Consider the following 19,268-nt stretch of genomic DNA (forward strand, 5'->3'; position numbering starts at 1 on the left):
TTAAAACGTGGCTAATATACAAAAAACTTTTCTGATCAACAAAAATTTTTATCCATTTTTTTAACGCAGTTACTTTTTGGACAGTTTCATTAACGGATTCTTAGCCCCTTTTTAAACGAAAATATAAAAAAAATAGCTTTCCGCTTTTTTTCGAAAACCCGACCTTTCATATCTGTTTATCTGTTACTCTTACAATTTACTTCTTCTACATTTTTAAAGATATTGAGAAAAACCAAAACATTTTGTGGGTACTCTACCTCACGTATCGAAATTCAAAAAAACATTATTTTTTTGAAAGATAGATACAACATTCTAAAAGTAAAATCCTAACTACTAATTTTATAACTTAGACTCATCTATCAATATCAAACAACCGTTACTCTCTATACTATCTAAATCGTTTACAGGCACATACAAATGATTTTTGTGAAAAAGAATTCTTGAGCCTAAATTTTGATTATCGTATGTCAGTAAATAAACTTTGGTTTTGTTATTATTCCTATCGTGTTTAACGTAGTGTATTTTTCTTTGAAAAAGAAACGTAAATCTTAAAAAATCGGAATCTTCATAAACGTTCTGCACAAGGGAAGCATACTTGTTTATGTTCTCAGGCTGATTCGTAAACTGAATCAATTCATAGAATTCTTTTTTCTTAACATCCGAAGGAATTGATTTCTCTTGAAAATCCACAATATATTTGGGAAAGCATTCTTGTTTTTCTGTGATTGTAAAAATAGTATCATTAAGTATTTCCCAAAACAACATATTTTTGCCGTCTCCCACATTAAAATTATTTAGAGAAAAAAAACTATGAGCCAACCACCTATTTTTAATATTCTTTTCAATGCTATAATCTTCCTTTAAAATGCTATATGAAGGAGTTTTTCTATGACTACCCCCATACATATTTTTTGAAATAAACTTCCCATCGGACAAAGGATAGATAAAATTTGGAGTTATACTATCATATCTATCGCTCAAGTTTATAGTTGATTTGTATCTACCTTGAAAATCGTAAATAATCATCCGTTTTGTCTGATCATCATATATAAAAACATCATCTCCCTTTATGAAGAAAGAATTAAAATTACTATATTCATCGGGGGCTGCTCCTTTTGAACCTATTTGGGATAGAAACCTCCCTTGTTCGTCAAAAAGAAAAAGATTACTTAAAGAGCGTATTAAAAAACCTTGACCATTTAAAACAATTTCATCCAAGTTTCCTAACATCGATTCTTCTGAAAACTCAAAACAGACCTTTCTTTCAATATGTTGAGATAAGTCAACGTTCTCAATTTTATCAAAATCAATAAGAATTTTGCAAAACTCCTCCCTGTCTTCTTTTTTTTCGCAACCAAAAATGAAAAAAGACATAAGTAGACAAAATAAAATAGAATGTTTCATACGAAAAAACGTTTAGTTATTCTACGAACAAAAGTATAAAAATATTTGAAATGCCTATTGCCATGAAATTAAAAAGTTATCGCCTAAATTTGAAAAAGAGAACATAGCATTCTCATAATCTCTATTTTTTTTAAAAAAAAGGGCGAAAGATTTTTCGCCCTTATGTTATACTAATTTCACCAATAAATTATCGTCTTGTTTTTCAACGAAAGCTACCTTTTTGCTGGTCAGACCTTTGATGGTTTTATCCCATTTTTTGTTGGATAGTCCCGATTGGGTTTTTAACTCTTCCAACGGAAGTGTTTCCGCTTTTTGGAGGATTTCAAACACCATTTTTTCATCTTCGTTTAATTCTACTGTCTGTGTGGCTTTCGCCTCAGGCTTCATTTGCGGGAAAAAAAGTACTTCTTGTATACTTTCGTTATTGGTCAGGAACATTATGAGTCTGTCCATCCCGATTCCCAAGCCTGATGTTGGAGGCATACCAAATTCTAACGCTCGTAAAAAGTCTTGGTCGATGAACATCGCCTCGTCATCGCCTCGCTCGGAAAGTGCCATCTGTGCCTCGAAACGTTCGCGTTGGTCGATAGGGTCATTCAACTCGGAATACGCATTGGCGATTTCTTTTCCGCAGACCATAAGCTCGAAACGCTCGGTCAGATTGGGATCGTTGCGATGTTCTTTGGTCAGTGGCGACATTTCTTTCGGATAATCCGTGATAAATGTAGGTTGAATGAAATTTCCTTCACATTTTTCACCGAAAATCTCGTCTATTAGTTTGCCTTTACCCATTGTGTCATCAACCTCAATTCCAATAGATTTAGCAAAATTGAACAATTCTTTTTCGGTTTTTCCGGTGATGTCAAATCCTGTGAATTTTTGAATGGCTTCAGTCATTGTAACTCGCGGATACGGAGCTTTAAAATCAATCTCGTGCTTTCCGAAAGTGGCTTTGGTTGAGCCATTTACAGCAATAGCACAATGCTCCAAAAGCTGTTCGGTAAACTCCATCATCCAATGGTAGTCCTTGTACGCTACATAAATTTCCATTGCGGTAAATTCAGGGTTGTGAGTTCTGTCCATTCCTTCGTTTCGGAAGTTTTTCGAGAACTCATACACGCCGTCAAATCCGCCTACGATAAGTCTTTTCAGATATAATTCGTTGGCAATTCGCATATACAAAGGAATGTCCAAAGAATTATGATGTGTGATGAACGGACGTGCTGCCGCTCCCCCCGGAATGGATTGTAACACAGGTGTTTCCACTTCCATATAACCACGTTCGTTAAAAAATTGACGCATTGCATTGAAAAGTTTGGTGCGTTTGATGAAAACTTCTTTCACCTGCGGATTTACCACCAAGTCCACGTAACGCATACGATAGCGAAGCTCGGGGTCGGTAAAGGCGTCAAAGGTATTTCCATCGGCATCGGTTTTAGGAAGCGGTAACGGACGAAGTACCTTGCTAAGCAGTTTGATTTTCTTCACACGTACGGACTTTTCGCCCACCTGTGTAGTGAAAAGCTCTCCTTCCACACCGATGAAATCACCCAAGTCGAGTAATTTTTTAAATACTTCATTGTAAAGGGTTTTGTCTTCGTCAGGACAAATTTCATCACGATTGATATAGAGCTGTACGCGTCCTTGGCTGTCTTGTAATGAAGCAAAAGAGGCTTTCCCTTGAATACGGACAGACATTAGTCGCCCCGCTAAAGTTACCTTCTTTCCCTCTTGAAAATCCGATTTTACATCGGCAGAAGTTGTATCAACAGGGTACAATTCCGCTGGATACGGATTGATACCCAATTCTTTTAATTTATCAAGTTTTTCTCTACGAATTATCTCTTGTTCTGATAGTTGCATATAATTAATCGATTTTGTTGTATATTTTCTTTGAAGATAAACATATTATTGATTTAAAAAAGCCATCGTTTTCTGGAAAAACTCATCTGGATTTTGTGCATGTAGCCAGTGTCCTGATTTTGAAACTATTTCAATTTTTGCATTTGGAAAATGTTGTTTAATCAGAGGTTCATCGCTTGGCATCACATATTCCGAAAACTCTCCTTTTAGGAATAGAATTTTCCCATCGAAAGTGTTATTTTTCGGTAATTCAACTCCAATTTCATACTCATTTTCCATAAGAGCTTCTAAATTAAAGCGAAAATCCAATTGATCTTTTGTTTTCCAAAATAAATTTTTTAGTAAAAATTGTCTTACATCAGCTTGGCTGACGTACAAAGATAGTTGCTTGTCGGCTTCCGAACGCGATTTGACAACTTCAAAATCAATCGAAGCTAATCCTTGTAAAATTTGTTGATGATGTGGTGGATAAAATTTTGGTGCAATATCTGCAACAATCACAGAATCAACCATGTTCGGATACTCCGTAGCAAATAACATTGCTGTTTTTCCTCCCATAGAGTGTCCAATTAAATCGAAAAGAGCGATGTTTTTCACTTGGGCATAATGCTTCAAATCTTCTGTTAGAATAGAATAGCTAAATTCTTGGTGATGAAAACTGTGTCCATGATTCCGTTGGTCGATAAGGTGTACCTCATACCCTGCTTCGGCATATTTGATTCCTAAAGTTCGCCAATTGTCCGACATGCCAAGAAATCCGTGTAAAATAAACAACGGTTTCCCTTCGCCTATGATTTGTGAATGCAATACGTTCATTGCTCAATTTTGTGTGTTATATTCCTTTCGGCAAAGATACTTCTAAAATATGAAAATTCAACTTATTGATAAATAAAAAACAAAAAAAACGTTTTTGGAACGATTTTCGCTATAAAAAATAATAGGAAATTAACCACTAATTTTATGAAAAAAATAATATATATTTTTATAAGTTTATGTTTGCTAACAGCTTGTAATGAAACAGATAACAACCAAAAATCGGCTAAAAATCTGCATTTGCCACAGTCTATAGGGCAATTAAATTCTTTAGCCGTAGTCATTGACAATACGCTTTGGGAAGGTTTTGTGGGGGATACTATCCGAAAATATTTTGCCTCGCCTTTAGAAGGTCTTCCAACCGAAGAACCAATTTTTTTATTACATCAGATTCCTCCACAAATTTTTACGGATAACACTCGAAATAGTAGGAATGTATTGATTATCAGTCAAGATTCACTTAATAAATCATTCGTAAAAGAGAATTTGTATGCACGTCCTCAAAAAGTGGGTGTTATCAAAGGTAAAACAAAACGAGACATCAGTTGTGAGATTCAAGAGCATTTTGCCAAAATGATAGAAGAATTTAGGGATAACGATATTAAGGAAGCTCAATCACGATTCCAAAAATCTTTGAATAAAGAAACGGCGTTGCAAGAAAAATTAGGCTTTTCGCTCACAATGCCCTCTGTTTACAAAATTGTGAAGCAAGAAAATAATTTCTTTTGGATAGAACGTCAAATTAAGGGGGGAACTTCCAACTTAATTGTTTATGAGATGCCTATCAATAGCATACCAAAAGACAATAGCCGAGCTGAAACCATCGTAAGAATGCGTGATTCCATCGGTGAACGATACATACCAGGTAGAAAAGAAGGTATGTACATGATTACCGAAACATCCTTTGCTCCCAGCATTACAGATATGAAAATTAAAAACAGGAATGCTATGGAAAGTCGTGGTTTGTGGGAAATGAAAAATTTCTTTTTAGGAGGACCTTACCTGAATTATATTATCGAAGATGTTCCTAATAACCGTTTAGTCGTACTTGAAGGCTTCATTTTAGCTCCAAGAATAGAAAAGAGAGATTATCTATTTGAATTAGAAGCTATTGTAAAATCCATTGAGTTTGCAAAGTAATTTGTTACTTAATTTTTTGGTGTAAAAGATAGTTTTCGTTTCTGGGAATTGTTCGTTTTCTTTTTTGTAGTCAAAAGCGTTTGAAATGGATAAAGTATCCCTAAAAGTAGGTATTTTAAAATTAATCTTATATCTTTGGGGTTTAATTTTGAATACAAGACAATTTGCAATTCTACAACACAAATGAAAACACTTATCAAAGATGTACATATTATCAATGAGAATCAAGTGATTAGAGGTGATATACTCATTGAAGGAGAACGAATAGCCAAAATAGCACCCAATATTACAGCGGAAAACGGATACACAGTTATCGAAGGAAAAGGGCTTTACTTATTGCCAGGAGTAATTGATGATCAAGTTCATTTTAGAGAACCTGGGTTGACGCACAAAGCCAACATAGCTTCCGAAAGTGCAGCGGCTGTTGCGGGAGGAGTAACTACTTTTTTTGAACAACCCAACACTGTTCCCCAAACCACAACTATTGATCTTTTGGAAGAAAAATTTGAAATTGCATCGAAAACTTCTTTCGCTAATTTTTCGTTTTTTCTCGGTGGAACGAATGATAATTTAGAGGAACTAAAGCGATTAGATCGCAAGGCTTGTGTGGGTATTAAACTATTTTTAGGCTCTTCCACAGGGAATATGTTGGTAGATAATGAGCAAACTATTGAACGTATTTTTTCGAATGTGGATATGGTTATAGCTACCCATTGTGAGGATGAGCAAACCATCCGGCACAACATGGAGCATTACTCTCAACAGTTTGGTTATCAAATACCTATACAAGTTCATCCTTTAATTCGAAGCCATGAAGCTTGTTATTTATCTTCGTCTAAAGCTGTTTCCTTAGCTCAAAAAACAGGAGCGAGATTACACGTTTTTCATCTTTCAACAGCTCAGGAAACTCATCTTTTCAGAAATGATATTCCTTTGAAAGATAAAAAGATAACTGCGGAAGTATGTGTACATCATTTGTGGTTTTCCGATGCTGATTACGATCAAAAGGGAAGCCTCATTAAATGGAATCCAGCGGTCAAAACGGCTAATGATCGTGAGAGCTTGTGGGAAGCCTTGTTAAACGACCGTCTGGATGTAATTGCTACCGATCATGCTCCTCATACACTCGAAGAAAAGCAAAATCAAGAATATCATAAAATTCCCTCGGGAGGACCTTTGGTGCAACATTCGTTAGTAGCAATGCTTGAGCAATATCATAAAGGACGTATCTCAATTCAGAAAATAGTTGAAAAAATGTGCCACAATCCCGCAATTTTATTTGAAGTGAAGGATAGAGGGTTTATTCGTGAAGGGTATTATGCTGATTTAGTTTTAGTTGATTTGAATAGTCCGTGGAAAGTGACCACAGAGAATATTTTGTACAAATGTGGATGGTCTCCTTTTACAGATTCTGTGTTCAAATCAAAAATCACAACCACATTCGTTAATGGAAAAATGGTATACAATGATGGAATTATTATTGGAGAGGCGGCTGGAAAACGCGTTACTTTTAATAGATAAGCTATGAAAATAAGATTATATATTTTGATTATTCTATGTTTTTCGGTGCTGTCATGTGGTGAAAATATTGTAAAAAAGCCTCAAAAATTTCTTTCGGAAAGAGAAATGCAGAATTTGATGTATGATTTAATCCTTTTAGACGCTATAAAAAGTACAGATTACACAATGATGGACACATTAAATATCTCTTTTCAGGAATTGATATACAAAAAATATGAAATTGATAGTTTAATTTTGGCTCAAAATATGGAATATTATGCTTCTTTTCCTCAAAAATATGATACAATAATCAAAAATGTTGAGTTACGATTGAAACGAGAACGAGATAGCATCATTCCAGAAATTGATGCAACATCAGTCACACCTTTAGAAGTAGACTAAAAAATACAGAACCTTGGAAAGTCATCTATTATCTCCGCCTTTTTTATCCTGGATTTTCCCATTATTCCTCTTTGTTTTTGGGGTTATAGCCTTTATGAAAATGGTTTATCCCAATCATTTTTCGGAATATGTAAAATTACCATTAAATGATAAGTATATTGTGATTTACGAGAAAAAAGAACGAAAAATACATCTTTTTACGTTTTTTTTATTTTTTTTGCAATGGTTTTCGTTGAGCTTATTTTTCTATGTTTGTGGACAGATATATGATCTACAGTTTCCTGTTAGTACTGGATTTTTATTTTTAGACATCGCTGTATTACTTCTGTTGCTTTTAGGTTTAAAGCTTGTTGTACAAACTTCTATAGCTCAAGTGTTTGAGTTGAGAGGGTTTAGTAAGGGGTACATGTTTAGTCGTATAGCATATTCAAGTTATGGAGCTATTTTGGTGGTTGTAGTGTTATTCTTTATTCTATATGCAGTGTCTTTAGAAAAAAAATACATCTATTTACTTTTCGGCATACTATTAATAATCAACGTATTAGGTTGGATTTCGATTGTAAAATCCAATCAAAAGATGATAAAACCTTACATTATTTATTTTATTTTGTATCTTTGCACCCTTGAAATAGCACCGTATGTCTTCTTTATCTATGGGATTAGATTTTTATAGAAACAAATTCGGTGAACTAATAACATCCGTAGGATTTATTTAGCACAAAGCAAACAGTAATTATTTATGAAAGTAAAAAGTATCTTGGTTTCACAACCAGAGCCGAAGGCAGAAAACTCTCCGTATGCTCATATTATTGAAAATCAAAGGGTTAAAATTGATTTTATTCCATTCATAAAAGTCGAAGGGGTTAGTGCTAAAGATATACGTTTACAGAAAATAGATTTAACAAAATTTTCTGCTATTATATTAACCAGCAGAAAATCTGTGGATCATTATTTTAGAATTGCAGAAGAAATGCGTTTTAAGGTACCTGACACCATGAAATATTTCTGTCAATCTGAAGCGATTGCATTCTACTTGCAAAAGTACATCACTTACAGAAAAAGAAAAATTTATGTAGGAAAGAAAGAATTTTCTGATTTGTTGCCTATTTTGAAAAAATACAAAGAGGAAAACTTCTTATTCCCCGGTTCAGATACTTGTAAGGCAGAACTTGCCACAGCTCTTAATGATTTGAAAATCAAATGGGAAAGAGCAATTTTTTATAGGACTGTTCATTCTGATTTATCAGGAATAAGCAACTTTAATTACGATATTTTGGCTTTCTTTAGTCCTGCAGGTATTGAATCGTTGTTTAAAAATTTTCCTAATTTCACCCAGAATAACACAAAAATAGCCGTTTATGGTGATTCAACTTTAAAAGCAGCCCAAGAGGCGGGGTTGGTCATCGACATAAAGGCTCCTTCTCCTGAAACGCCTTCAATGACAATGGCTTTGGAGCAGTATATTTCAAAAGTAAATGGAAAAAAATAGGTTAGGGCGATCAATGATACAAGTTATATAATCTGAAGGCAAGTTAGTGGAATCTAATTTGCCTTTAGCTTTTAGTACAACACTAAAGTTTTACCCTATTCCATGAAATGACCTGAGTGCCATCGGAATAGTGACAAAGGTGATAGTTAGGTGATAAAGAAATGTTTTTCAGATGATAATTTATATTTAATTTGTTTATTTTCAGACCTCTAAGATTCCATTCTTGATGATGTATGTCATACCGAAACAAAGATTCTTTTATATCTAAAAACAGGCAATAACGTTCTGTAAGCCAAAGGTCTAAAGGTGTCTTTTCAAGTATAATTTCCTCTATGTCAAATGATACGTCCAAAAGGAAATTCTTGTTTTTGTTTTCTGAATTATATTGATTATCAGCACGTTTTATCGTTGCAAACTCATATGGAAGTCCTGATAAGCATTTCGCTACAATAGCTGATAGTAGTTTTCCTGCTTCAATATTTAAAAAATAGACCCCTTTTTTACCATCTTTTTCTACATACGTTCGGATATTTATCTCATGAAAGTCAGAAATAAAGGAAATGGCGGGTAGTTGTTTTGGTCTTATTTTCTCCATAGTGAATGCTACTAACGAGATGTAGCAATCATTATTGTAACTATCTAATTGTAAGCCGGTTGGAACTAATTGACGCAACAACTCATAAGGTACTTTATAATGTAAAAACAAGGCTCGATTCCACTCTTGATAGTATGTCCAATTGCCTTTCGGAAGTGGATATGGTCGATGTTCGTTGTTTTTTAAAATGTTTGTGATAATGCTCATTTTAGGTTTGTTCAGTTATTTTCTCTTCTTTTGGAAAAGCTTTTTTGTTGAACATAAGCAATAGCCCTACGGCAACGCATATGGCAGAATCGGCAACATTGAAAACTGGTTCAAAAAACTGAAAACGGTTACCTCCCCAAATTGGCAACCATTCAGGAAGAGTAGTGTCAATCAAAGGGAAGTAGAACATGTCTACTACTTTGCCGTGAAACCAAGTCCCATAGGGTTGTTCTGAGAACAGAGTCGCTACGTTGTTGTAGCTATGGTCAAAAATCACTCCGTAGAAAACAGAATCAATAATATTACCTAATGCTCCTGCTAAAATCATTGATATAGAAATGATTAAAATAGGATGCCGTTGCTTTTTTATGGATGATATCAACCAATAGCCTATCCCGAAAACCGCAAAAATACGGAAAAGTGTTAAGGCTAGTTTTCCATAAACTCCGGGGATTTCAGCTCCCCATGCGGCTCCGTTGTTTTCAATGAAATAGATTTTAAACCAACTAAAAACGTCTACACTTTCATTCAGAATAAAATTTGTTTTAATGTATATTTTACTAACTTGGTCAATGATTAATATCGCAAGAATGATAAAAATGGCGTGTTTTAATTTCATAGAATTATAAGTATATGAGGGGCAAAAGTAAGTCTTTTTTGGTAAATAAGCTAAAAAACTTAGTATTGAACTTACTTAAATTTGCATTTACTAATAGGTTTAAAATTTCAACAATTGTGTAAAGAATCTATTTTGGTTACATGAATTTCAATAACTCTTCGAGATGTTCTCGGCTATTGGAAAGTCGTGGCACTTTGTTTTGTCCTCCTAGTTTTCCTTTGTTTTTGAGCCAATCGTGAAACAGATTTTGTCGGGCTACATGAACGGTAGGCATGTTAAGAGTCATGTTATTATAACGCTTAGCTTCGTAGTCGGAATTTACTTTTTTGAGTTCTTCATCTAATATTTCGGTGAATTTTTCGATGTTCAAAGGTTCTTTATCGAACTCAATGATCCACTCATGTCCGCCTTTGAGTTTATCTTTCATGAAGATAGGAGCTACTGTGTAATCTTTCACATGGCTATTGGTAAGTTCACAAGCTTTTTTTAGTCCTTTTTCCGTATTTTCGATAATAAGTTCTTCTCCAAAAACATTGATAAAGTGCTTGGTACGTCCTGTAATTTTGATACGATAAGGTGAAACAGAGGTGAAACGAATCGTATCTCCGATGATGTATCGCCAAAGTCCTGCATTTGTGGTGATTACCATTGCGTAGTTCTTTCCGAGTTCTACTTCGGATAGAGGAATCACTTTTTGTTGGTTAGTTCCGAAAGTATCCATCGGAATAAATTCGTAGAACACACCATAGTCTAGCATCAAAAGCAATTCATCGGAATTATTTCTGTCTTGAATCCCAAAAAATCCTTCTGAGGCATTGTAAATTTCATAGTAGCGGAAAGTATCGGAAGGGATTATTTTTTTGTATTGTTCGCGATATGGGACAAAACTAACTCCTCCGTGAAAATATACTTCCAAATTTTTCCATATTTCGAGTAAATTATTTTTTCCAGTTTCTTCTAACACTCGGTTGAGTAGGACAAGCATCCATGAGGGAACTCCAGCCATGCTGGTTACATTTGCGTTTTTAGCTTCTTTGACAATAGCTTGTAGTTTTGTTTCCCATTCGCTCATGAGCGACACCTTATTGCTTGGAGTAGAACTAAATTCTGCCCAAAATGGTAAGTTTTCAATTAGTATTGCTGATAAATCACCGAAATAAGTGCCGTTCTCTTGATATAGTTCTTTGCTTCCTCCAAGGCGTAAACTCTTACCTGTAAATAGATTAGAGTTTTCATTATTGTTTAAGTATAAACAAAGCATATCTTTGCCTGATTTGTAATGACAATCCTGCAAAGCCTCTTCGCTGACGGGAATAAATTTACTCTTAGCATTAGTTGTCCCACTACTTTTAGCAAACCATTTGATGGGAGAATGCCAAAGAACGTTACGTTCACCCTTTCTGGCTCGGTCAATATAGGGTTCAAATTCCTCGTAGGTTACCAAGGGTGTATTTCGTACGAATTGCTGGTAATTTTCAATTTCGGAAAAACCATATTTTTTCCCAATTTCGGTGTCTTTAGCAGCGTTTAGCAATTCCGCTAAAACACGCTCCTGTGTCTGGTGGGGGTTATTTACAAATTGCTGAATTTGGTCAATACGTCGTCTTAAAAACCAAGAGGTTATCGAATTAAATAGTGCTAATGGCATTTTTAATGTTTTTTAAAATTGATTGAAACTCCCGATATGATTTGTTCAATTGCTTTTTATCTCTCGCATATCGTTTGTATAATAGATTTTGATAATCAGAACTTTACAGAGTTTTGTTGTTTATCAAATACATTTTTCTCAAAAGTTATTACGAATCTGTTAAAATTAAAAATTCCTTAATACAAACAGAATGAATAAAATCTAAATTTTGCACAGTCCTAAACTTCCGTAAAAATGAGGGGTAAATTCTAATTGAAATAAAACATGTGCCTGAAATTATTACTTTTGCAACACAAATGATTATATCATCGAATATATATATTCTGAATATACCACCTTCTAAAATCGGGTAAATTTAATAAAAAAAATAGATATGTTTCAAGGAGTATTACAAAAAATGACGACCGAAATGGCAAATCCTGTACGCTACTACTTGCAATTGGAGAACGATTTTTTATCGGTCAATAGTTTGCTAAATCAACAGATTAAAATAGAATTATCTCATTTTCAATGTTTAAGCTGCGGAAATAACGAACCTATTTTTCGACAAGGGTTTTGCAAAAAATGTTTTTTTGAAATTCCACAAGCTGCCGATTGGATTATGCATCCAGAACTTAGCAAAGCTCATTTAGATATTGAAGATCGGGATTTAGACTACGAAAAACAGATGCAACTGCAGCCTCATTATGTGTATTTGGCAAATTCAAGTAAAGTGAAGGTGGGGGTTACGCGTCATTCACAGGTACCTACACGCTGGATAGATCAAGGAGCTCATGAAGCTTTGGTAATAGCTGAACTTCCAAACCGTTATTTGGCAGGAATTACTGAAGTTGCTTTGAAAGAGCATGTTTCGGATAAAACCGATTGGCGAAAAATGCTTACGAATACTCTGGAAGACATTGATTTAAAAGAAATTAGAAATCAGCTGTTTACATTCTTTCCTGAGGAAACGAAATCTTATTTTATTGACAATGGTGAAGAGGTTCATATCCAATTTCCTGTGGAACAGTTTCCTCAGAAGGTACATTCTCTTAATTTAATCAATACGCCAGTGTACAATGGAGTGTTGAAAGGAATCAAGGGACAGTACCTCATCTTTGAAGATGGGACGGTTTTCAATGTGCGAGGTAATGAGGGGTATTACGTAAAGTTCTCTATGTAGGAAATGTGTTTGTATCTTTGAACAACAACGTAGGTTCTAGAATGTATATCATGTCAAAACACTAAAAAGATAAAGAAATGAACAAAATAATAAATGTAGGATTAGCTTCTTTTGGGATGAGCGGACGTTTGTTTCACGCTCCATTTGTAGCAAATCACCCACTTTTTCGGTTACAAGCTGTGGTGGAAAGACATAAAAACGATTCACGAGAAAAGTATTCTCAATCAAAATTGTATCGTTCTTTCGATGAGTTACTCCTTGACGAAATCATTGATTTGATTGTGATCAACACTCCCGTACAAACACATTATGAATACACTAAAGAGGCATTGGAATTAGGGAAAAATGTATTGGTGGAAAAGCCTTTTACCGTTACGAGCGACCAAGCAAAAGAGTTACAGCAATTGGCAGATTCAAACGATTGTTTTTTAAGCGTTTACCAAAACAGGCGTTATGATGGAGATTATCTTAAGGTTAAAGAAATTATTGAAAGTGGAGCTTTAGGAACCATTAAAGAAGTAGAAATCCGATTCGATCGTTTTCGCACCTCAATCAGTGAAAAAAATCATAAAGAAGCTCCCATAGCAGGGTCAGGAGCTCTGCATGATTTGGGAACTCATCTTATTGATCAAGCATTGCAACTATTTGGTTATCCAAAGTTTATATATGCTGATTTAGGATTCCTACGCGAAAAAACACAAACAAATGATTATTTTGAACTCATTCTATTTTACGAAAAAGAACTTCGTGTACGCCTAAAATCTTCAACTATATCAAAGGAAAAAGGCTGGGAATATATCGTACACGGTGATCGAGGCAGTTTTTTACAACAACGATTTGACGCTCAAGAGGATATGCTTTCAAAGGGAATTACTCCAACTACCGAAAATTGGCTTCCTAAAGTGCAATATCCGAACGGCATATTACACACCTCTACCGTTTACGAGCAGACCGTAGCTCAACACGGAAACTACATGGATTTTTATCAAAATGTATATGAATCAATGGTTTATGGAAAATCAAATCCTGTTCCTGCTAACCAAGCTGTGCAAACCATGTCTCTGATTGACAAGGCTATTGAAAGTTTTTCTCAAGGAAGGAAAATATCGCTATAGAGATGATTCTATAACATATTCGTTTTAGATGTTAAAAGTCATGAACAACCGTTGATGATAACCATTGAGAGGCTTAGCGAAATTGAAAGCCTCTGTTTCGATAAAATAGTATTAATATAACTTTTAAAAACCTCTAGCTATGAAGTGGTTTTTTGTATCTTTGCGGTTCTAAATTTTCTATTTATAAAATTAATAAAATGCAACAATATCACGATTTATTACGACATATTTTAGAACACGGACACAAAAAAGAAGACCGCACTGGAACGGGAACCATTAGCGTATTCGGCTACCAAATGCGGTTCGATTTAAGCAAGGGATTTCCCGTTGTTACCACCAAAAAACTACATTTAAAATCTATCATTCACGAGCTTCTTTGGTTTTTAAAAGGCGATACCAATATTAAGTATTTATCTGACAATGGTGTTCGCATCTGGAACGAGTGGGCTGATGAAAATGGTGACTTAGGTCCTGTGTATGGACATCAGTGGCGTAACTGGAACAACGAAGACATTGACCAAATTAAGCAAGTAATCGAAACCATCAAGAAAAACCCTGATAGTCGTCGTATTATTGTGGCAGCTTGGAATCCTTCTGTATTGCCCGACACTTCAAAATCCTTTTGTGAGAATGTTGCCAACGGAAAGGCCGCTTTACCTCCGTGCCACGCCTTTTTTCAATTCTATGTGGCAGACGGAAAACTTTCCTGTCAGCTTTATCAACGTAGTGCTGACGTGTTTTTAGGAGTACCTTTCAACATAGCTTCGTATGCCTTATTAACAATAATGGTAGCTCAAGTTTGTAAGCTGGAAGTTGGCGAGTTTGTACACACTTTTGGAGATGTTCACATTTATAACAATCATCTTGAACAAGTAAAATTACAACTGAGTCGTGAGCCACGTCCTTTACCCATAATGAAGCTCAATCCAGAGGTAACCGACTTATTTTCTTTTAAATATGAAGACTTTACACTAGAAGGTTACGACCCTTATCCTGCCATAAAAGGAGAAGTTTCGGTGTAGATACTTAACAATCAATACATAAACCATTTCAAAAAACATAGCGATGCAATCTTCATATACCATTTACAATGCCTCGGCGGGTTCTGGAAAAACTTATGGTTTGGTAAAGGCCTATTTGAAAATCATTTTAAGCGATGAAAAAATAGACTCTTTTCGTCGCTTATTGGCTATCACATTTACCAATAAAGCTGTTTTTGAAATGAAGGATCGGGTAATTGAAATGCTTACCGAATTTTCAGATATAAAAAGCCTTACCGAAGCTAATTCGATGTTTGAAGAGCTTAGGCAAGAATTGAAAATTGCTCCCGAGAAATTGCGTTCGCGTTCCGAGTCTGTCTTGAAACACATACTCCATAATTATGCTGCTTTCAACATCAGCACTATTGATGGATTCAATCATCAATTGATACGTAACTTTGCCTTCGATTTACAATTAAATCAATTTTTTGAGGTACAGTTAGATCAAAAAACCATACTGCGTACGGCGGTTGACAATCTGATGAACAGGGCTGGAGAAGATGCTGAAATTACCCAATTACTTATTGATTTTTCAGAAGACAAAATGAAAGAAGACAAGAATTGGGACACCACCAAAGAACTACTGGAAGTAGCAGAGATGCTCACCAAAGAAAATCACTACACAGCTCTTAAAGAACTGAAAGAGAAGACACTATCTGACTTCATAGCTCTAAAAAAAATACTACAACAAAAACTATCACAAAGCATAGAAACCATACGGCAAATCACCACTGATTTTTTTACACTATTGAATGAAAACGATTTAGATGAAAATATTTTCTCTGGAAAATACATGTTTAACTTTTTCAAAAAAATACAAAACGATCCTAAAAGGGAACCTGTTTGGGGTGCAAACTGGCAATTAAATTTGGAAACAAAACCTTTATACGCTGAATCAAATAAGAAAGGATTAAATACAGCTCTAATTGACAGCCTACAACCTGAATTTGTACGACAGTTCAAAACTGTACAACAACAATTTGGAGAATATAATTTTGTAAAAAATGCACTGCAGTATGTAGTTCCTTTGGCTTTGCTAAATCGTATTCAAAATGAAATAGAATTAATTAAACAGGAAGAAAATATTCTTCCGATTTGGGAGTTTAACTCGGTGATTTCCAACGAAATTACAAAACAAACTATTCCATTTATCTATGAGCGTATTGGTGAGCGTTTCCAGCACTATTTTATTGACGAGTTTCAAGATACATCAGAATTGCAGTGGAATAACCTTAAAGAGTTGATATCCAATGTAGTATCAAGCGAAGATATGAATCAACAACAAGGCTCTGTATTGTTAGTGGGAGATGCCAAACAATCAATTTATCGATGGCGAGGAAGTAAAGCTGAGCAATTTATGGATTTATATCTCAATAAAAAACAGCCTTTTACGATAGGGGGGATTGTCGTAAATTTAGAGGAAAATTACCGAAGTTTAGAAACTATTATTGATTTCAATAATAAATTCTTCAAATTTACTTCCACCTTTTTTGAGTCTGAAGAATATCAAAATTTGTATGCTAATGCCACCCAAAATTACCCCGAATACAAAAGAAATAATCAAAATTTCCCTATTGGATATGTAGATATTCGATTTGTAGATGTTGAACAAGAGGAAGAAAACTACGAAGAGGAAAATATAGCCGATGAATTGGGATATACTCCAAGAGAACTGACTTATTGCAAAGAGGTTTGGGAAACAGTCAAACATGCCAATGAATCGGGAGCCAAAGACGAAGATATTACTATTTTAGTTCGTAAAAAACGTGAGGGATTGGCATTAGCCTCCTATCTTTCTGCACAAGGAAAAAAAATTATTTCTCCTGATTCCCTTTTGTTGAAAAATGTGCCATCAATTCGTTTTCTGATTTCGCTACTACGAGCAGTACAAAATCCTGATAGCAAAGAGTTAAAAGTCAATATGTTATTCGATTTTATCAGTGTAAAAAATACAGCTGATGTACACAACTTCATTACCGAATATATTGACCAACCTATCGATTCTTTTTTTGAAAAATACGGCTTTTCATTGGCTCAATTCAATGGTTATTCCCTTTACGAAGGCATGGCATTAGCAGTCAATCGCTTTGATTTAGCTAACGATTCAGACGCTTACATAGCAAGTTTTCTGGACATCATTTTTGAGTTTAAAAACACCAACAAAGGTGGAATTTCCGATTTTCTTTTGTACTGGGAAGAAAATCAAGACGCTTTAAGTATTAGTTCTCCGGAAGGATTAGATGCTATTTCGATAATGACGGTGCATAAAAGTAAAGGATTATCAGCTCCGGTGATTATCTATGCCTTTGCCGATAGCGAGTTAGTGGATACGAAAAAAGACACGCTTTGGTATCCAGTAGATTCGGAAAATTTTGGTGGTTTTTCACATTTGTTAGTGCGATTCAATAAAGGAATAATCAATTTTGAAACTCAAAGCCAAGAGATTATCAATCAACATAACGAACAAAATAAATTAGACCAAATCAATGTGCTGTATGTGGCAATGACTCGCCCTGAATCCTTCCTTTATGTGATAACAGCTTTACCAAAATCACCTAAAAAGCAAACCTATGGTACACTTCTAAAGGAATTTGCTGGATTACACATTTCCCTTCTGAACCAAAACGAGAAAATACAATGTAACGTTAATGAAAATGAGTCGCATTACACCTTCGGCAGCCCTATTTTCCCACAAAGAAAAAAACAAAAGCAAATTGGCTCAGATGGCTTCATTAAATTTCAGAAGGATTGGAAAACTCCTAACTATAAAATTGCTACTGGAGCTTCTCTTTTGTGGGATACTACTCGAAAAGAGGCTATTGAGCGAGGAAATCTGATGCATAAACTATTAGCCGAAATCAAATATAATAGTGATATTCAAAAAGTATTAGAAAAAAACCTACAAAATGGTACTATTTCACAAGCTCAACATGAATTGATTGAGAAGCAATTGATTGAGTTGTTACAACGAAAAGAAATACAACCCTATTTCACAGACAGATACACCTACTACATTGAAAGAGAGTTTGTCGATTCTAATGGTAACTATTTCCGTCCAGATCGCATTGCCTATTCTACCGAAGAAAAAATTGCTGTTATCATTGATTATAAGACAGGAAAACCTAATGAAAAAGACGTACAACAGATGTCCTATTATGCCAATAATTTATCCCTGTTAGGCTGGAACATCACCCAAAAGATATTGGTTTATTTGAACACGAGTGAAATCATTTTTGGATAAAGTTACACCTTTCTTAATCTTTAAAAAACGAATCTACGAATTCGTATTTATTGAAGACCTGCAAATGTTCTATGCCTTCCCCTACTCCAATGTACTTCACCGGAATTTGGAATTCGTCTGAAATTCCGATGACTACACCTCCTTTAGCGGTTCCATCTAATTTGGTAACAGCCAAAGCCGACACTTCGGTTGCTTTGGTAAATTGCTTGGCTTGTTCAAAAGCGTTTTGTCCTGTTGAGCCATCCAAAACAAGTAATACATCGTGTGGAGCGTCAGCAATGACTTTTTGCATTACTCGCTTCACTTTAGTCAATTCATTCATCAGATTGATTTTGTTGTGCAAACGTCCGGCCGTATCAATTATAACAACATCAACATCTTGTGCTACAGCCGATGCTAAAGTATCGTAAGCTACAGAAGCTGGGTCACTTCCTGTTTGTTGCTTAACAATTGGCACACCGACTCTGTCTGCCCACACTTGTAATTGGTCAATGGCGGCTGCACGAAATGTGTCTGCTGCACCAAGCATAACTTTATATCCTTTCTTCTTAAATTGATATGCCAACTTACCAATGGTAGTGGTTTTCCCCGCACCGTTGACCCCAACAACCATCATGACATACGGTTTTTTATCCACAGGAATAACAAAATCAGTATCTTCACCGCTGTTAGTCCCTGATAAAAGTCCAGCGATTTCTTCTCGAAGAATTCTATTCAACTCATTAGTTCCTAGGTATTTATCACGAGCTACTCGTTTTTCAATCCGTTCGATAACTTTCAAAGTGGTACTTACGCCGAGATCACTGCTAACTAAAACTCCTTCAAGCTCATCCAGCACATCGTCATCTACTTTGGATTTACCTGCAATTGCCCGACCTAATTTGTCAAAAAAACTTACTTTTGACTTTTCTAGTCCTTTATCAAGAGTTTCTTTTTTTTCCGAAGAAAATATTTTCTTAAAAAAATTCATTGCCATGGACTTCCTGTTTCTAGTTAAATTTTATTGCTTAATATTGTTGTTTTATCATAC

General features: G+C 35.0%; 16 protein-coding genes. 9 read left to right on the forward strand and 7 right to left on the reverse strand.

Going from position 1 to position 19,268, the window contains the following annotated elements:
* Positions 1-339: 339 nt before the first annotated feature.
* From ACF3OB_RS03750 to ACF3OB_RS03760, 3 genes are all read right to left on the reverse strand, one after another.
* Complete coding sequence (locus tag ACF3OB_RS03750) at positions 340-1,404, reverse strand: 6-bladed beta-propeller (RefSeq protein WP_392448405.1); 1,065 nt, start codon at positions 1,402-1,404, stop codon at positions 340-342.
* A 165-nt stretch (positions 1,405-1,569) separates the two neighbouring features.
* Entirely contained in the window at positions 1,570-3,267 is a 1,698-nt protein-coding gene (gene lysS / locus ACF3OB_RS03755) for a lysine--tRNA ligase (protein WP_392448408.1), read from the reverse strand.
* 45 nt (positions 3,268-3,312) lie between these two features.
* On the reverse strand, positions 3,313-4,083 hold the full coding sequence (locus ACF3OB_RS03760; RefSeq protein ID WP_392448410.1) for an alpha/beta fold hydrolase: 771 nt from the start codon (positions 4,081-4,083) through the stop codon (positions 3,313-3,315).
* A gap of 144 nt (positions 4,084-4,227) precedes the next feature.
* Between ACF3OB_RS03760 and ACF3OB_RS03765 the strand changes: the two genes are divergently transcribed.
* The 5 genes from ACF3OB_RS03765 (at position 4,228) to ACF3OB_RS03785 (ending at position 8,611) form a co-directional block, all read left to right on the forward strand.
* Positions 4,228-5,220: a DUF4837 family protein gene (locus ACF3OB_RS03765; RefSeq protein WP_042010239.1), complete on the forward strand. Its 993-nt coding sequence runs from the start codon at positions 4,228-4,230 to the stop codon at positions 5,218-5,220.
* A 183-nt stretch (positions 5,221-5,403) separates the two neighbouring features.
* Positions 5,404-6,741 (forward strand): dihydroorotase, encoded by a 1,338-nt coding sequence (locus ACF3OB_RS03770; protein ID WP_392448411.1) that lies wholly within the window; start codon positions 5,404-5,406, stop codon positions 6,739-6,741.
* 3 nt (positions 6,742-6,744) lie between these two features.
* Positions 6,745-7,122 (forward strand): DUF4296 domain-containing protein, encoded by a 378-nt coding sequence (locus tag ACF3OB_RS03775; RefSeq protein WP_042010233.1) that lies wholly within the window; start codon positions 6,745-6,747, stop codon positions 7,120-7,122.
* 13 nt (positions 7,123-7,135) lie between these two features.
* The gene (locus tag ACF3OB_RS03780) at positions 7,136-7,795 is read left to right on the forward strand and encodes a DUF4271 domain-containing protein (RefSeq protein ID WP_042010231.1); all 660 of its coding nucleotides are present in this window, start codon (positions 7,136-7,138) and stop codon (positions 7,793-7,795) included.
* A gap of 66 nt (positions 7,796-7,861) precedes the next feature.
* A complete protein-coding gene (locus tag ACF3OB_RS03785; RefSeq protein ID WP_042010227.1) occupies positions 7,862-8,611 on the forward strand; it encodes a uroporphyrinogen-III synthase in 750 nt (249 codons plus the stop codon).
* A gap of 82 nt (positions 8,612-8,693) precedes the next feature.
* On the opposite strand, the gene ACF3OB_RS03790 is transcribed toward ACF3OB_RS03785, so the two are convergent.
* The 3 genes from ACF3OB_RS03790 to ACF3OB_RS03800 all read right to left on the reverse strand — a co-directional run bounded on the left by ACF3OB_RS03790 (position 8,694) and on the right by ACF3OB_RS03800 (position 11,680).
* On the reverse strand, positions 8,694-9,413 hold the full coding sequence (locus ACF3OB_RS03790) for a YqjF family protein (RefSeq protein ID WP_095894097.1): 720 nt from the start codon (positions 9,411-9,413) through the stop codon (positions 8,694-8,696).
* Between the two features lies 1 nt (position 9,414).
* The gene (locus tag ACF3OB_RS03795; protein WP_042347129.1) at positions 9,415-10,032 is read right to left on the reverse strand and encodes a lipoprotein signal peptidase; all 618 of its coding nucleotides are present in this window, start codon (positions 10,030-10,032) and stop codon (positions 9,415-9,417) included.
* Between the two features lie 136 nt (positions 10,033-10,168).
* A complete protein-coding gene (locus tag ACF3OB_RS03800; protein ID WP_042010217.1) occupies positions 10,169-11,680 on the reverse strand; it encodes a GH3 auxin-responsive promoter family protein in 1,512 nt (503 codons plus the stop codon).
* A gap of 373 nt (positions 11,681-12,053) precedes the next feature.
* On the opposite strand from ACF3OB_RS03800, the gene ACF3OB_RS03805 reads away from it, so the two are divergent.
* The 4 genes from ACF3OB_RS03805 to ACF3OB_RS03820 all read left to right on the forward strand — a co-directional run bounded on the left by ACF3OB_RS03805 (position 12,054) and on the right by ACF3OB_RS03820 (position 18,238).
* Positions 12,054-12,842, forward strand: coding sequence for a DUF2797 domain-containing protein (locus ACF3OB_RS03805; RefSeq protein ID WP_392448415.1), 789 nt, complete (start codon positions 12,054-12,056; stop codon positions 12,840-12,842).
* A gap of 77 nt (positions 12,843-12,919) precedes the next feature.
* Positions 12,920-13,957: a Gfo/Idh/MocA family oxidoreductase gene (locus tag ACF3OB_RS03810; protein ID WP_392448417.1), complete on the forward strand. Its 1,038-nt coding sequence runs from the start codon at positions 12,920-12,922 to the stop codon at positions 13,955-13,957.
* Positions 13,958-14,154: 197 nt separating this feature from the next.
* The gene (locus ACF3OB_RS03815; RefSeq protein WP_042345479.1) at positions 14,155-14,979 is read left to right on the forward strand and encodes a thymidylate synthase; all 825 of its coding nucleotides are present in this window, start codon (positions 14,155-14,157) and stop codon (positions 14,977-14,979) included.
* A 43-nt stretch (positions 14,980-15,022) separates the two neighbouring features.
* Positions 15,023-18,238 (forward strand): UvrD-helicase domain-containing protein, encoded by a 3,216-nt coding sequence (locus tag ACF3OB_RS03820; RefSeq protein WP_392448420.1) that lies wholly within the window; start codon positions 15,023-15,025, stop codon positions 18,236-18,238.
* Positions 18,239-18,251: 13 nt separating this feature from the next.
* Here ACF3OB_RS03820 and ftsY read toward each other — a convergent pair whose 3' ends face one another.
* Positions 18,252-19,208, reverse strand: a complete 957-nt coding sequence (gene ftsY, locus ACF3OB_RS03825; RefSeq protein WP_042010304.1) for a signal recognition particle-docking protein FtsY — start codon at positions 19,206-19,208, stop codon at positions 18,252-18,254.
* Positions 19,209-19,268: the final 60 nt, after the last annotated feature.

The organism is Capnocytophaga canis (genome assembly GCF_043187445.1).
GTDB classification, from domain to species: domain Bacteria; phylum Bacteroidota; class Bacteroidia; order Flavobacteriales; family Flavobacteriaceae; genus Capnocytophaga; species Capnocytophaga canis.